Annotated in this window: 15 protein-coding genes; 5 read left to right on the top strand and 10 right to left on the bottom strand. The window is 64.7% G+C overall.

Annotation, left to right across the window (positions count from 1 at the left end; genetic code table 11):
- Positions 1-72 precede the first annotated feature (72 nt).
- Complete coding sequence (locus tag AB8841_RS24695; RefSeq protein WP_370438406.1) at positions 73-270, bottom strand: hypothetical protein; 198 nt, start codon at positions 268-270, stop codon at positions 73-75.
- Here AB8841_RS24695 and AB8841_RS24690 point away from each other — a divergent pair.
- The 3 genes from AB8841_RS24690 (at position 269) to AB8841_RS24680 (ending at position 1855) form a co-directional block, all read left to right on the top strand.
- A complete protein-coding gene (locus AB8841_RS24690; protein ID WP_370438405.1) occupies positions 269-754 on the top strand; it encodes a PRC-barrel domain-containing protein in 486 nt (161 codons plus the stop codon). The two genes, AB8841_RS24695 and AB8841_RS24690, sit on opposite strands and share 2 nt — an antisense overlap.
- A 284-nt stretch (positions 755-1038) precedes the next feature.
- Positions 1039-1275 carry a hypothetical protein gene (locus tag AB8841_RS24685; protein WP_370438404.1) on the top strand — a complete coding sequence of 79 codons (237 nt, stop codon included), beginning with the start codon at positions 1039-1041 and terminating at the stop codon, positions 1273-1275.
- A gap of 31 nt (positions 1276-1306) precedes the next feature.
- Positions 1307-1855, top strand: coding sequence for a hypothetical protein (locus tag AB8841_RS24680; RefSeq protein ID WP_370438403.1), 549 nt, complete (start codon positions 1307-1309; stop codon positions 1853-1855).
- Between the two features lie 77 nt (positions 1856-1932).
- On the opposite strand, the gene AB8841_RS24675 is transcribed toward AB8841_RS24680, so the two are convergent.
- Entirely contained in the window at positions 1933-2127 is a 195-nt protein-coding gene (locus AB8841_RS24675; RefSeq protein ID WP_370438402.1) for a general stress protein, read from the bottom strand.
- A gap of 566 nt (positions 2128-2693) precedes the next feature.
- Here AB8841_RS24675 and AB8841_RS24670 point away from each other — a divergent pair.
- A complete protein-coding gene (locus tag AB8841_RS24670) occupies positions 2694-3116 on the top strand; it encodes an HIT family protein (protein WP_370438401.1) in 423 nt (140 codons plus the stop codon).
- 60 nt (positions 3117-3176) lie between these two features.
- Here AB8841_RS24670 and glpK read toward each other — a convergent pair whose 3' ends face one another.
- The 4 genes from glpK to AB8841_RS24650 all read right to left on the bottom strand — a co-directional run bounded on the left by glpK (position 3177) and on the right by AB8841_RS24650 (position 8234).
- On the bottom strand, positions 3177-4673 hold the full coding sequence (gene glpK, locus AB8841_RS24665; protein ID WP_370438400.1) for a glycerol kinase GlpK: 1497 nt from the start codon (positions 4671-4673) through the stop codon (positions 3177-3179).
- Between the two features lie 18 nt (positions 4674-4691).
- Positions 4692-6212, bottom strand: coding sequence for a glycerol-3-phosphate dehydrogenase (locus AB8841_RS24660; protein WP_370438399.1), 1521 nt, complete (start codon positions 6210-6212; stop codon positions 4692-4694).
- Between the two features lie 54 nt (positions 6213-6266).
- Complete coding sequence (locus tag AB8841_RS24655) at positions 6267-7499, bottom strand: MFS transporter (protein ID WP_370438398.1); 1233 nt, start codon at positions 7497-7499, stop codon at positions 6267-6269.
- A gap of 99 nt (positions 7500-7598) precedes the next feature.
- Positions 7599-8234 carry an HAD family hydrolase gene (locus AB8841_RS24650; protein ID WP_370438397.1) on the bottom strand — a complete coding sequence of 212 codons (636 nt, stop codon included), beginning with the start codon at positions 8232-8234 and terminating at the stop codon, positions 7599-7601.
- Between the two features lie 331 nt (positions 8235-8565).
- Here AB8841_RS24650 and AB8841_RS24645 point away from each other — a divergent pair, with 331 nt between their 5' ends.
- Positions 8566-10062 (top strand): DEAD/DEAH box helicase, encoded by a 1497-nt coding sequence (locus tag AB8841_RS24645; protein ID WP_370438396.1) that lies wholly within the window; start codon positions 8566-8568, stop codon positions 10060-10062.
- 102 nt (positions 10063-10164) lie between these two features.
- Here AB8841_RS24645 and AB8841_RS24640 read toward each other — a convergent pair whose 3' ends face one another.
- From AB8841_RS24640 to AB8841_RS24625, 4 genes are read right to left on the bottom strand one after another with little or no spacing between them, the layout of a single operon-like run.
- Positions 10165-10986 (bottom strand): FkbM family methyltransferase, encoded by an 822-nt coding sequence (locus AB8841_RS24640; RefSeq protein WP_370438395.1) that lies wholly within the window; start codon positions 10984-10986, stop codon positions 10165-10167.
- Between the two features lie 12 nt (positions 10987-10998).
- A complete protein-coding gene (locus tag AB8841_RS24635) occupies positions 10999-12162 on the bottom strand; it encodes an ABC transporter permease (protein WP_370438394.1) in 1164 nt (387 codons plus the stop codon).
- Positions 12159-13178 carry an ABC transporter permease gene (locus AB8841_RS24630; RefSeq protein ID WP_370438393.1) on the bottom strand — a complete coding sequence of 340 codons (1020 nt, stop codon included), beginning with the start codon at positions 13176-13178 and terminating at the stop codon, positions 12159-12161. Before AB8841_RS24630 ends, AB8841_RS24635 begins: the two co-directional genes overlap by 4 nt.
- Positions 13175-15094, bottom strand: a complete 1920-nt coding sequence (locus AB8841_RS24625) for an ABC transporter substrate-binding protein (RefSeq protein WP_370439357.1) — start codon at positions 15092-15094, stop codon at positions 13175-13177. The genes AB8841_RS24630 and AB8841_RS24625 overlap by 4 nt, the downstream gene beginning before the upstream one ends.

Below are 15094 nucleotides of genomic sequence, written 5' to 3'. Positions count from 1 at the left end.
TATCACGATGCTGAAGAAGCATATGGCAGCTTGCCTTGTCGTGACGGCTTTCGCGGCTGCGCCCGCCCTCGCTCAGATCTCGCCTTCCGCCCCGACCGATCGCCCTGCGGCAACCGGTTCCGGTTCGGCGACATCGGGCTCCCCGGCGATGCAGCCTGGCGCTACCGGCTCCTCGTCCGCGGTCCCTCCTTCGGCGACCAATCCTTCGGCGGCAGCTCCCTCGGCCAGTTCGTCGGCAATGAACCAGAGCGGCTCGCAGGGGCAGTTCATGACTCGGCTTGAACCGAACCAGGTGATGGCCTCCGATGTGATTGGAACCCGCGTCGTCAGCACGAACAACGAGTCGATCGGCGACATCAACGACGTGGTCGTCGACCGTGATGGCCGGGTGATGGCGGTGGTCGTCGGCGTCGGCGGCTTCCTGGGAATCGGTGAGAAGAATGTGGCTGTTCCGTTCGACGCCCTGGAATTCGCCAGCAGCCAGCAGGCGAAGGCCATGGACAATAACGGGGGCAATGTGTCGACCACCGGCTCGACCGCCTCGGGCAACACGTCGAATTCGAACATGGCGACGAACAACGCCACCGCGGGAAGCGGGAATGCCGCTTCGTCGCACGAGCCGGATCGCGTGATCCTTCGCATGACGAAGGCCGAACTCCAGGCGGCTCCGGTCTTCAAGGCCAAGCGCGACGACAATGCGAACCGCTCGACCACGGGTTCGACCGGCGCGGGCGGCAACACGACCCAGCAGTGATGAGAAGCCGGCTCTGGCCGGTTCAGGGCGCTCCGGTTTTCCGGGGCGCCTTTTTATTATGGCCGAAAAGCAAAATAAAAGGCGCAGCCACTTCGTGGCTGCGCCTTGAAAGGTGCCGGCTCAAGGGGGCATTCGAACCGGTTATTTCTACAACGCCAGGATCGGAAGAAGGTTCCGGAGGTCGTCTGCAAAAAAGTCGCCGCGGCTCGGACGGGAAGTGTTCGATGTAAGGAACCCGGCCGTTTCGGGCACGTTGCCCCGCCGAGACAGATGCGGAGACCCCGATGACAGCCACCAACGAACTGGATGCGGCTTTGTGCCAGGAGGAACTCCCCGACGAGTTCTGCCGGCTCGCTTCGAGTTCCTCCCCCCGTGAGCGGCCGAACGTAGCCTGGATGCTGACCGGGATCGTGCAGGATGGTCAGCAGGATGAGGTGACGTGCCCGCTCATGCTCCGGCGCCACCTCGTGGTGCCGGCCTGGTCCCGGAGGATCGCTCCGGGCCTTCAGCACCGCCCGTAGAGACCGGCATCGCTTCAGGCTCGTTTGTTCGATGATCGAAACACTCGCGAATCCGTCTGGGCCCGATCCCGTCACAGTTCTCTTCCATCCCACCGCAGTGCCGGTGATCGACGTCTTCCGGTCCATCGGAAGTTTGGACGATCAATACGACCTTTCGCTTCTTGACGGTCCCGAGCGGGCGCTCTCCGCCTTTGTTTCGCTGGGCGCCGCCAAGGGGATCGTCTCGGACGCGCTGCTGCTTGCCTTTGCTCTGAGCCGCCAGCGGGGGCGGGCTTTCGATCATCGCCCGTTCCGCTCGCGGTGCGGGAGCCTCGATGAATACTGCCTTCTGGTTCTGATCGGGGCGTCGCGTCGGCCCCGATCCGACCTGGCCCGCGAGGCTTCGGCCTTTCTCGACGTCTCTCCTCTTGACCTTCTGACCGCGCTGGCCGGGGAGCTGGCGCGGCAGATCGATCTCGGAACCATCGTTTTCCCGGTGCCGGACGTTGACGAGTTCAGGTCCGTAATCGGCGTCGAGGCCCGTGAGCAGGGCGTTGTCGTCGAGGCCTTCGGTAAGCCAGGGCTTCATCTGGGCCTTTGACGCGACGCGTTTCATGCGATCCGTCAAAAACAAAGGGGCCGCTCAGCGGCCCCTTTTCGTGTGCGGATCGACCGATCCTATTCCTGAGTGCCACGGGTGTTGCCCGAAGCCTGACCGCCCTTGCGGCCTGCCTCAGAAGCAAGCTCACGGTCCTGCGAGAAGGAACGCTTCTCGGCGGGAACGCTCTTGCCGCCTTTACTTGCGATTTCACGCTGCCGGTCTGAATCCATGGACGCGAAACCGCGCTTCGAAGTCGAACCACTTGGCGCCATCTTATGCCTCCTTGACCAATGATGTTCGTGGTTGAACAACCGCTCGCTAATTCGATGGTTCCGGAAGGGGAGCTGGAACCTTTGCAAAAAATTTTTATGAAAAAAAGCAAAGTAGATGGAGAACGTATTCCAGTTTGATTGCTACGCTTAAATAATGGCAATACTCTGTTGTTTGTACCTTTAGTGGTGAGGGGTGCGACAAGTTGTGAAAGCATAGAAGATTAATGGCTATATTTAAGAAGTTAACGCGATGGTCGCGTTAGTATTTGATTCTAACGAGTGCCGGAATGCGATCCTGCAAGATTCCGATTGTCGAGCTGCCCTTGAGATCAGATCCGATTAAGCCGCAATATTCTGCACACGGTCCCGGGTGACTATAGGCATGGCCTGATTTGACTCTAAGATTTCTCTCCCAGGGGTCGATTGACTCAAGCCTACGGTCCCGGCCTGGATGCTTTCTTCTGTGAAGTTCAGGGACCGGGCGGACCCGCGCCCTGTCCGCGGGAGTGATTGCGCGGGGTGCGCGGTGTATGAGTCGCAGCAGACATCAGCGACGAGAGGGCAGAATGATCTACGACGACACGAACATATTCGCGAAAATCCTGAGAGGCGAGCTGCCGTGCCACAAGGTCTACGAGACCGAGCATGTGCTGGCGTTCATGGATATCATGCCCCGGGGCGAGGGGCATGTGCTCGTCATCCCCAAGGCGAAGGCCCGCAACATTTTCGATGCGAAACCCGACGACCTCGCGGAACTCGCCAAGGGCGTCCAGGTCGTGGCCCGAGCCGCGAAGGAGGCCTTCTCGGCTGATGGCCTGACGGTTCAGCAATTCAATGAAAGCGCAGGCGGGCAGGTGGTGTTTCACCTGCATGTCCATGTCATCCCGCGTTTCGAGGGCGTTCCGCTGAAGCCGCATTCGGGGCAGATGGAGGCCAACGACGTGCTGGCCGGGCATGCCGAGAAGCTCAGGGCCGCCTTGAAGGCGTGACGGGGTGAGAAAGGGCGGGCCGGAGGGCTCGCCCTTCTTCGTGCTTATTCCACTCGGTGCTTATTCCGCCCAATCCAGGGAGCGCGCGACGGCCTTGTCCCATTCGGCGTTCAGGCGGGAGCGGCGGGCAGCCTCCATGGCGGGCGTCCAGCGCTTGTCGATGGCCCAGTTGCGCACGAGGTCGTCCTTGCCGGCCCAGAAGCCGACGGCGAGGCCCGCCGCATAGGCGGCGCCCAGAGCCGTGGTCTCGATGACCTTCGGGCGGACCACGGGAACGTCGAGGATGTCGGCCTGGAATTGCATGAGCAGTTCGTTGACCACCATCCCGCCATCCGTGCGCAGCTCCTTCACGGCGATGCCCGTATCCTTCGTCATCGCCTCCAGCACCTCGCGGGTCTGGAACGCGGTCGCCTCGAGAGCCGCGCGGGCGATATGGGCCTTGGTGGCATAGCGCGTCAGCCCGCCGAACAGGCCGCGGGCATGGGAGTTCCAGTGCGGCGCATAGAGCCCCGAGAAGGCCGGCACGATGGTGACGCCGCCATTGTCCTCCACGCTGCGGGCGAGGGTCTCGATCTCGTGGCTCGCCTGGATGATGCCGAGATTGTCGCGCAGCCACTGCACCAGAGCGCCCGCGATCGCAATCGAGCCTTCGAGCACGTAGACCGGCTTCTCGTTCCCGAACTTGTAGCCCATCGTCGTCAGCAGGCCGCATTTCGACGGGTAGGGAGTCTCGCCGGTGTTCATGAGCATGAAGCAGCCGGTGCCGTAGGTGTTCTTGGCCTCGCCCGGCTGAAAGCAGGCCTGACCGACGAGGGCCGCCTGCTGATCCCCGAGGATCCCCGCGATAGGAACGCCCGCGAGATTGTCCTTGGCGACGCCGTAGACCTCGCTCGACGACCTGATGCTCGGCAGGCAGGCCCGGGGGATATCGAACAGGGACAGGATGTCCTCGTCCCAGTCGAGGGTCTCCAAGTTCATGAGCTGGGTGCGGCTGGCATTGGTCACGTCGGTGATATGGCAGCCGTCGTTCGCCCCGCCCGTCAGGTTCCAGACGAGCCAGGTGTCGATATTGCCGAACAGCACGTCGCCGGCTTCAGCCTTCTCCCGGGCTCCGGGAACGTTGTCGAGGAGCCAGCGGAGCTTCAGGCCCGAGAAATAGCTCGCAAGCGGCAGCCCGGTCTTGGCCCGCAGGCGGTCATGGCCGCCCTCCTTGGCGAATTCCTCGACGATCGGGTCGACGCGGGTATCCTGCCAGACGAGGGCGTTGTACAGGGGCTTGCCGGTGCGCCGGTCCCAGATCAGCGTGGTCTCGCGCTGGTTGGTGATGCCGATCGCGGCGAGGTCGCGGGGCGACAGCCCTTTCTTCGCCAGGGCCTCCTGGATCACGCTCTGCGTATTCTGCCAGATCTCGAGCGGATCGTGCTCCACGTGACCGGGCCGGGGATAGATCTGCTCATGCTCCTTCTGGCCGACGGAGACGATGCTTCCGGCCTTGTCGAAGACGATGAAGCGCGAGCTGGTCGTGCCCTGATCGATTGCGCCGATAAACTGAGCCATGGGCATGCCTTCCGGTGCTTACTGGGCCGCGATGGATGCTGCTTTCTGCTTGGCTATATAGGCATCAATCTTGGCCGGAGCACCAGCCGGCACGTGCAATCCGAGCTTGGAGCGCCGCCACAGGATATCCTCGGCGCTGCGCGCCCACTCCCGGCGTACGAGGTAATCGACTTCCGCCCTGGTCAGGCCGGCGCCGAAATCCTCGCCGAGATCGGCCATGGACTTGGCCTCGCCTAGAAGCTCGGCGATGCGGGTGCCGTAGGCCCGGGCGAGGCGGAGGGCTATCGGCTCGGGCAGGAAGGGCCAGCGCTGGCGCACGCCCGCGAAGAACCGGTCGAAATCCGCGTCGGGCATGTCGCCGCCCGGCATCTTGGCGGTTTCGGTCCAGGCCGGCTTCATGGCCGGGAAGACGGCCTTCAGCTCGTCGAGGGCGTGCTCGGCGAGCTTGCGGAACGTGGTGATCTTGCCGCCGAAGATCGACAGCACCGGCGCCTGGCCCTGCGGGGCGTCCATGTCGAACACGTAGTCGCGGGTCACGGCGGAGGCGCTGGACGAGCCGTCGTCGAAGAGGGGGCGCACGCCCGAATAGCTCCACACGACGTCCGCCGGGGTGACCTGCTTCTTGAAGAAGTGGTTCACCACGTTGCAGAGATACTGCACTTCCTCGGAGCTGATCTCGACCTTCCGGTCCGGAACCGATTCCACCGGGATGTCGGTGGTGCCGATGAGGGTGAATTTCCCCTGATAGGGGATCGCGAACACGATGCGCTTGTCCGTGTTCTGCAGGATGAAGGCCTCCTTCGTGTCGAAGAGCTTGGGCACCACGATGTGGCTGCCCTTCACGAGGCGCACGTTCTTCGTGGTGTTGAGGCCGAGCTTGGCGTTGAGCACGTCGGCCACGAAGGGCCCGCCTGCGTTGACGATGACCTTCGCGCGGACCTCCTGGGTCGCGCCCGTCTCCACGTTCTGGAGGGTCGCCACCCACAAGCTGCCCTCGCGGCGGGCGGAGACGAGCTTGGTGCGCACGCGGATGTCGGCGCCCTTCTCGAAGGCGTCGATGGCGTTGAGCGCCACCATGCGGCTGTCCTCGACCCAGCAGTCGGAATAGACGAAGGCCGTGTCGAAGCCGGGCTTGAGGCCCTTGCCCGCCGGGTGCGTGGTGAGCTTGATGGTTTCCGTGCCCGGCAGCTTCTTGCGCGGGGCGAGGTGGTCGTAGAGGAAGAGGCCGAGGCGCACGAACCAGGCCGGGCGGATGCCCTTCTCGTGAGGCAGGATGAAGCGCAGGGGCCAGATGATGTGCGGCGCGGAATTGAGCAGGCGTTCGCGCTCGAACAGGGCCTCGCGGACCAGACGGAACTCGTAATACTCCAGATAGCGCAGGCCACCGTGAATCAGCTTCGTCGAGGCGGAAGACGTATAGCCTGCCAGATCGCCCTGTTCGCAGAGCACCACGGAGAGGCCCCGGCCCACCGCATCGCGGGCGATGCCCGCACCATTGATGCCGCCGCCGACGATGAGGAGATCAGTTACTGCCGTCACGGAACGCGTCTTTCTTTAAACCAAGCCATTTCAGTCAGTGAGCACATGAGTTCTTTAGCCGTCTAACGCAAGCAAATTTTCAGGCTTTTCACGCCCCTTTTGCAACAACAGGACAACCAGAAAGAAGCCGAGCGACGCGATGGAAATGGCCAAGCACAGGATCATGACCGCCGTGTAACTGCCCCACCAGGCCCACAGCGTCCCGAACAGAAATGGAGCCGAGGCGGTGGTCAGGCGTACGGGCATGGCGATCATGCCCTGGACGACGCCGTAGTTGTCGCGGCCGAACAGCTCGGGCGGCAGGAGCGCGCGCACGATGGTCATCATCCCGTTCGAGGCGCCGAAGAGCGCGGCGAACGCGGCGACCAGCCAGGACCCGGCGGGAAGCAGGGGCAGGAGCGCGAAGGCGAGGACTCCCAGTCCCAGGGTGACGATGCCGGTGCCTTTCATGCCGAAGGCGCGCTCGCCCGCCGCCATGGCCATCCGTCCCGCCACCTGGGCAGGGCCGATGATCGAGAAGGCGGCCACCGCCATCTCCAGGCCGTAGCCCCTTTCGGTGAGCAGGGGGATCAGGTGGATCGGCAGGCCCGCCGCGATCAGGCCCTGGAGCACGGAAGCCGCCACGAAGCACCAGAACGAGGCCCTGCGCAGGACCGAGCGGGCGCTGGCCGGAAGGGCGCGGGACGGGGCGTCGGGGGAGCGGGGATGAGCCTTCAGGGCCGGGGGGATGAAGACCGCGTGGACCGTTGCGCAGACGAGGATGTTGAAGCCCGCGAGGACCAGGAGGGCGCTGCGCCAGCCCAGATATTCGATGAGGAGGTGGGTGAGGGGGATGAAGACCGTGCTCGCGAAGCCCCCGACCAGGGTCATGAAGGTGATGCCCCGGCGGGCCACGAAGCCGAGCCTGCGGGCCAGAACCGCGAAGCCCGGCTCGTAGAACACGCTGCTCATGGACAGCCCCATGGCGATCCAGATGACCACGAAGGCGGGATAGCTCTCGACCCGGGACCAGAGCGCCAGGAGCACCGCCGCCAGCACCGAGCCGGCGGTCATCACCGTGCGGCCATAGCCCAGATCGATGAGCCGTCCGACCGGAACGGCGAAGAAGGCGGACATGCCGAGGGCGAGCGAATAGGCCGCCATCAGGTCGGACTTGCTCCAGCCGAGCTCCCGGCCCATCGGATCCACGAAGAGCGCGAAGGCATAAAAGATCGTGCCGTAGGAAATCAGCACCGTCAGGGACAGCGCGGAGACGAAGGCCCAGGGCATTCGGGCGGGAGCGGACATGGCGATCCTTCAGCCGTGGTCTAGCGCATCGTGCGGAAAAGTGGATCCGGTTTTCGCGAGCGCGGCCCGCTGGGTCCGCTGCTCTCGGGGGACGAGATCTTAGAGGTGAAGCCTGAAGCCGCCCGCATCGTCCCTGACCGGCTCGATCTGCCGGAAGTCGGAGATCCAGGCATCGGCGAGGTGCGAGAGGTGGCTCGAGGGGCCGATCCCGACGACCCTCGCCCCCGCCTTGCGCCCCGCTTCCATGCCGGCCTGGGCATCCTCGAAGACGATGGCGTCGTTCGCGTCGAAACCCAGAAGCTGCGCCGCCTTGCGGTAGCCTTCCGGGTCGGGCTTGCTCCGGGACACGTCCTCGGCCGCGATGAAGGTTTCCGGCAACGGCAGCCCTGCCGCCGCCATCCATTCCTCGGCGAGCGAGCGCTTTCCGGACGTCACGATGGCCCATTCGTGCGGCTCCAGGCGGGAAAGGAAATCCCGCGCGCCCGGAACGGCCCTGATCCTCGCCGTCCCCTGTTCCGCCTGAGTGTTGAACCAGGCCGTTTCGGCCGCTTGGTCGGTCCCTTCGGGGGCGAAGAGGCGGACGGTCTCGGCGGCCTGCCGTCCATGGGACTTGGCGAGTACGGCATTCCCGTCGATGCCGTGCCGGTCCGCCCAGCGATGCCAGATCTCCTCGATGACCTCGGTGGAATCGATCAAGGTGCCGTCCATATCGAACAAGAAAACTTTGCCCCGCATGGTTTCCCGCATGGATTCTGACGCGAGTGTCCGGATTCCGGCCCAGGCCCGCGATGATGGTTTGGGCCTTTATGTCAGGCTCCGAGGTTGACGGATAGGCCTTTAGCCCTCATATGAACGGCACGGCGTCAGCGCTCGATACGAGCCGCTTGAGCGGGACTGCGTGACGGAAATTCGCCTCGACGGCGAAAACCCGGTCCCCTTCTTCAATCGCTTGACCCATACGATGGCCCCATCACGCGGGCTGTCGCCACGAGAGCCCTGAAGCGCCTTTGCTTGACTTAAGCCGAACTTGCTTTGCGGCTCACCGCATCCGTTCGAAAGATACACTTTGACACTCTTCACCGATTTCGGATTGGCCCAGCCGATCCTGAAGGCCCTGGCCGTCGAGGGTTATGAGAAGCCCACGCCCATCCAGGCCCAGACCATTCCCTATGCCATGGAAGGCCGCGACGTCTGCGGCATCGCCCAGACCGGCACCGGCAAGACCGCAGCCTTCGCGCTGCCGATCCTGCATCGCCTGTCGCAGAACCCGAAGCCGCGCAAGCCCAAGAGCCCCCGCGTCCTCGTGCTCAGCCCGACCCGTGAGCTGTCCGGCCAGATCGCCGACAGCTTCAAGGCCTATGGCCGCAACCTCCGGCTCAGCACCGAAGTGGTGTTCGGCGGCGTCACCATCTCCCGTCAGGAGAAGGCGCTGGCGAACGGCATCGACGTGCTCGTCGCGACGCCCGGCCGCCTCATCGATCTCGTGGACCGCAAGTCGCTGTTCCTGAGGGATATCGAGATCCTCGTCCTCGACGAGGCCGACCAGATGCTCGATCTCGGCTTCATCCATGCGCTGAAGCGCATCGTGACCCTGCTGCCGAAGGACCGCCAGAGCCTGTTCTTCTCGGCCACCATGCCGAAGACGATCTCGACGCTGGCCGATTCCTTCCTGCGCGATCCGGCCCATGTGGCGGTGACGCCTGTCGCCACCACGGCAGAGCGCGTCGACCAGAGCGTCATCTTCGTGCCCACGAACCGCAAGCAGGTTCTGCTGGAAACGCTCCTGCGCGATCCGGCCATCGACCGCGTGCTCGTCTTCACCCGCACCAAGCATGGCGCCGACAAGGTCGTGCGCGGTCTCGACAAGGCCGGCATCGTGGGCGCCGCCATTCACGGCAACAAGTCCCAGCCGCAGCGCGAGCGGGCGCTGGCTGGTTTCCGTGACGGCTCGTGCCGGGTCCTGGTGGCGACCGACATCGCCGCGCGCGGCATCGACGTCGAAGGCGTGAGCCACGTCATCAACTACGATTTGCCGAACGTGCCCGAATCTTATGTCCACCGCATCGGCCGCACCGCGCGTGCCGGCGCTTCAGGCCTGGCGATCTCGTTCTGCAACGACGAGGAAAAGGCTTACCTGAAGGACATCGAGAAGCTGACGCGCCTGAAGGTGCCGGTCATGCCCCTGCCGGAGGGCCTGCCTGCCGCTCCGCCTCCGTCGGAGAATTCCGAGCGCCGCAGCGAGCCGCAGCGCGGGCGTCCGGCTCCGCATTCCCGGGGCCAGCAGGGCCACGGCCAGTCGCGCCAGGCCGATCCGAACGATACGAGCGGCCCCAAGCGCCGCCGCCGCGGCGGCAAGCCGGGCGGCGCCCAGCCGCAGGGCGGCCATCCCGCCGGCCATCAGCAGCAGCGTTCCGCGCAGCCGCAGCGTTCCGCGCAGGCTCAGAAGCCCGCAGCCCAGGGGCAGCGCACCCAGCAGCAGGGCCGTCCCGCGTCCCGCTCCGCGGAAGGACGGCGCGACGGAGCCCAGGTGGCATGGCTCGAAAAGAGCCCGCGCCGCCGCTAAAAGGCATCGAACGAGATGAGAAGGGCGCCGCGAGGCGCCCTTTTTCATTCCTGTTACGGAAGCGGCGGACGATGGTGAGAACTCAAGCCGGCCCCGTTTCCGTCATGCCCGGCCTTGGGCCGGCGGAGCAGCCAAACTTCTCCTCAGCGGCGAACCCGCCTGAAACAGCGATGGCGCGAGCCGATGGGCCACGCGGCCTGCCACGAACAGGGCGTTGAACTGGTCATCGCCGTATTCCCGATCCCGGGCCACGGGCACGAAACCCGCCTTCATCAGCGTCTCGGCCACATGGCCCGCGCTCCCTCCTTCCCGCCAGAAGGGAACGGTCTCGCATTCGACGAAGACGGCGAGCGTCCGGTGCAGCACGCGGCTCGCGCCTGCAAGGACGAGTTCGGCAGCGCCTTCGACGTCGATCCAGAGAAAGAAGCTCCGGTTCGGGCGATCTCCGAACAGGCTGTCGAGGGTCCGCATCTCGACATCGTAATCGTCATAGGTGGTCTCTTCGTTCCTCAGCAGCAGCGAGGACTTCCCCTCGGGACGGCCGCGCGGCGCGTGGATCGTGGCGCGCCCGTCCGTGCCGGAGACGGCGAGGTTGCGGTAATCGACGCCGCGCGCCCGGAGCGCCGGCGCGTGATGCGCATGGGTCTTGGGATCGGCCTCGAAGGCGATGATCTCGCATTCCGGAGCCTTGTCGCGCACGGCCAGGGACAACGCCCCGTCGAGGGCGCCGATGTCGCAGACCGTGTCGGGATTCAGGACGTCGATGAGGTGCAGGAACGCGGTTCGCAGCCCCGCATGGCCTTCCGCGCCTTTCGGAGCCGCCGAGAGCACGTTCAGGTCCCGCATCAGCAGGAACGAGACCGCATGATTCAGGCGCGGGATCCCCAGCCAGTCGGCGAGCCGGTCTTTGAGATGCTCCAGCACGTCATCGTCCGATCAATGATACGGATCGGCCGCGTCGCGCAGGCCGTCGCCCATGAAGTTGAAGGCGAGCACCACCACGATGACCGGGACCATGGGAAAGAGCAGCCACGGATGAAGCTGCACGGCGGCGAGGTTCTGGGCCTCGTTGAGCAGGACGCCCCAGCTCGTCACCGGGGGGCGAAGGCCCAGGCCCAGGAAGGAGAGGGCGGTCTCGCCGAGGATCATGGAGGGGATCGAGAGCGTCGCCGAGGCGATCAGATGGCTCATGAAGTTCGGGATGAGATGGCGCGCGATGACGCGCTTCTTGGAGGCGCCCATCAGCTCAGCGGCCTTCACGAAATCCTCCTCGCGCAGAGCCAGAAGCTTGGACCGGACGGCGCGCGCCAGGCCCGGCCAGTCGAGGAGCCCGAGAATGATCGTGATGCCGAAGAAGACGAGGATCGGGCTCCAGTTCGGCGGAAGCGCCGCCGACAGCGCAAGCCAGAGGGGCAGCTCCGGCAAGGAGCGCAGGATCTCGATCATGCGCTGGATCACGTGATCCACCCAGCCGCCGAGATAGCCGGCCAGCCCGCCGAAGAAGAGGCCCAGCGCAAACGAGACCGCGATGCCGATGATGCCGATGGTGAGCGAGATGCGCGAGCCGTAGACGATGCGCGAGAAGAGGTCGCGCCCCAGCCGGTCCGTGCCGAGAACGAACATCGTGCCGCTCTCGGGCGGGCAGACGAGATGGAAATCCGTGTTCCAGACGCCCCAGAACTCGTAAGAATCGCCCCGGCAGAAGAAGCGGATCGGCTGCGGCTGGGATCGGTCGACGGTGTAGACCCTGCGGAACGTCTCCAGATCGAAGGTGAATTTGTAGGGGTACACGTAGGGGCCGACGAAGCGGCCGTCGTGAATGAGGTGGATCGGCTGCGGCGGCGCGTAGAGGAAGTCGCCGTGGCGTTTCGTCTGGTTGTAGGGAGCGATGATCTCGACGAAGGGAACGACCAGATAGAAGGCGAGCAGCACGAAGGCCGCCGCGACCGCCACCTTGTGGCGCCGGAACTTCCACCACATGAGCTGCCACGACGATGCGCGATAGAAGCTCTCGCTTTCCGTGCCGATGGGTTCCGTGACGCCCGGATCGAAGGGCGTCGGATCCACATAGTGCCGTGCGCGGGTGGAGAGCGTGTTCATCGCCCGCCTCCCATGCGGATCCGGGGATCGATCCAGGCCAGCAGAAGATCGGAGATCAGCATGCCCACGACGGTGAGCACGGCGACGAACATGAGGATGAAGCCGGCGAGGAACTGATCCTGGTTCTTCAGCGCGCTCAGCAGAATGGGTCCCACGGTCGGGAGGCTCAGCACCAGCGAGACCAGCACGGATCCTGACACAAGATGCGGCAGCAGGTTGCCGATATCCGCAATGAAGGGGTTGAGCGACATGCGGAAGGGATATTTCAGGAGGGCCTTGGTGGGTCCCAGGCCCTTGGCCTTCGCGGTCACGTAATACTGCTTTCCCAGCTCGTCGAGCAGGTTGGCGCGCATGCGCCGGATCATCGAGGCGGTGCCCGCAAGCCCGATGACGATGGTAGGGACGACGAGATGCGCGAGAAGGGACTGGATCTTGGGCCAGTCCCAGGGTTCGCCGGCGAACTTCGCGTCGTAGAGACCGCCGATGGAGATGCCGAGCCAGCGGTTCAGATAGTAGAGAAGGATGAGGGCGAGCAGGAAGCTCGGGGTTGCAAGTCCGATATAGCCGATGAACGTCGCCAGATAATCGCCCACGGAATATTGCCGCGTTGCGGAATAGATCGCGATGGGAATCGAGACCAGGTGGATGAAGATGACCGCCGCGAGGTTCACGAGCAGCGTCAGCCACAGGGCGTCGCCCACCACCTCCACGACGGGCCTGTCATATTCGAAGGACCAGCCCCAATCGCCCTGAAGCAGGCCCGAGAACCCGTCCGGCCCCGGCATCGCGCCGATCCAGATCAGGTACTGCTCCCAGGCCGGCCGGTCGAGGGCGTATTGCTTGATCAGGAACTCGGCCTTGGCGATGGAGGCGTTGTCGTTCTGCGCGCGCAGCTCGAAAATCAGGTTGGAGAGATAATCCCCCGGCGGCAGCTTGATAATGAAGAACACGAGGGCCGAGATGATGAAGAGCGTGACCGCCATGGTGACGAGACGGCGCAGCAGGAAACGGATCATCGGCGCGCCTCTTTGCCCGCTGCCTTGTTCCAATAGATCTCGTCGACCCGGTAGATGCCGATCATGGCCGTGGGTTCCCAGCTATAGAGCGCTCTTTCGGGAAGCCCCTGCAATCCGTTTCTGACCACGATCGGCTGCAGGGCGCCGGACACCGTGCCGATCACCCACTGGTTCTCCGCGTGATTGTGGAGCATCTCTTCCCAGATCCGGGTCTGCTCGGCTTTGTCGGCCGTCCCCATCCAGGCCTCGTAGAGTTCCGCGAGGCGCTTCGCCTCGGGCACGTCGATGGCCTCGCCGTTCATGCCCTTGGTCTCGATATACTGGCCCCATTTGGGCCAGGCGTAGTTGTCCTGGCGCTTGGGGGCGAAATCCGTCGGTGGCATGATCGCCGTGGGCAAGGCATTGTCGAGGCCGGGGGCCGCGACCATGATGGTCAATCCGGCAAAGGCGCGGTTGCGCAGAACCGTGCGGTCCTGCGGTTTCACGAACAGCCTGACGCCGATCTCGCGCCAGAATTCGCCGATCAGCGTCAGTCCGTCCACCACGAGGCTGCTTTCGCCGTCGGTCTCGACGATGATCTCAAGCTCGCGCCCGTCCGGCAGCAGGCGGAAGCCCGCGCCGTCGCGCTGCGTCAGGCCGACCTCGTCGAGGAGACGCGAGGCCTCGGCGGGATCGTATTCGGCGTACAGCGTGCGCAGCTCGGGCGAGAAAAGCGGGCTTTCCGGCACCACCGTATTGTTGCCCTCCGTTCCGAGCCCGAAGAGCAGGGCGTTGTTCAGGGTCTTGCGGTCGATGCCCAATGATAGGGCGCGGCGGAAACGGACGTCGCGGTTGAGCCGGCGCCAGACCGGATCGACCGCGTTGAGGTTGGGGTAGAGCGCCAGCTCCGTGCCGCGCGCATAGGGCCAGAGCAGCGTTCTGTAGCCCTGCACCTTCTCACCCTCCTTGAGCACCGGGATGTCGCTCATGGTAAGGCCGCGGAACAGGAGATCCGTTTCCCCCGCATTGGCCTTGGCGGCGAAGAGCCCGCCGGCGGAGACGTCCATGAGGATGCGGTCGAGATAGGGAAGCTGATGCCCTTTCCTGTCGACGCGGTGATAATAGGGATTGCGCTCGAACACGAAGCGGTTGGCGGGCGCAGCGTTCGTCACGCGCCAGGGCATGAGGGTCGGCAGGTCCGGGTTGGTCTGCTCCTTCATGTCGTCCATGCGGTTGTGAAGGGCGGCCCAGGATTTCAGCTTCTGCTGCCTGGCCTTCTCGTCCAGGGACGCCTGGTCCGCGTATTTCGCGTGGAACTGCTTGAGGTATTTCGACGCCCGATAGATCCCGGGATCGATGGGCCCCGCGAGCTGCGGCAGGAAGCGCGGGTTGGGCGTGTCCCAGCTGTAGCGGATCCTGCGTTCGTCGAGCACCTCGACGCGCGGCGGCTTTCCGTCCACCAGCATGAATTCGGGAGGGCCGGCGGGCGAGAGCTCTTTGTTGAGGGCGACGTCCTCCCAGTAATACCGGAAGTCCTCCGTCGTGAAGGGCGTTCCGTCGGACCAGCGATGGCCCTCGCGCAGGGTGAAGGTGAAGACCATGTCGCCCTGATTATCGAACGACTCGAGCAGATCGGGCTGAAGCTCGAGATGTCTGTCGTAGCCGACGAGGCGGGTATAGGCGTAGGTCGAGATGTAGCGGATGTCGCGGGCCCGCGGCACGAGGGTCACGATTTCGCCGCCGGGTTCGCCCGTCGCATCGACGACGAGCGGCGTCGAAGGAAGGCGCTCCGCAACCGGCGGCAGCGTCCTGTCATGGTTCTTGAAGTAGGTCGACTCCTTCAGCTCCTGCGCCCCGGCGGGCATCGAGAAGGTGCAGGCCGAGGCGAGAGAGAAGACGAGAGAGAGGACGAGGGGCGCCGTTTGCAGCCGGGTCAT

Source organism: Microvirga sp. TS319 (genome assembly GCF_041276405.1).
Taxonomy (GTDB): domain Bacteria; phylum Pseudomonadota; class Alphaproteobacteria; order Rhizobiales; family Beijerinckiaceae; genus Microvirga.
Note: the sequence above shows the minus strand (reverse complement) of the source record. Positions and strands in the feature narration are given on the sequence as shown.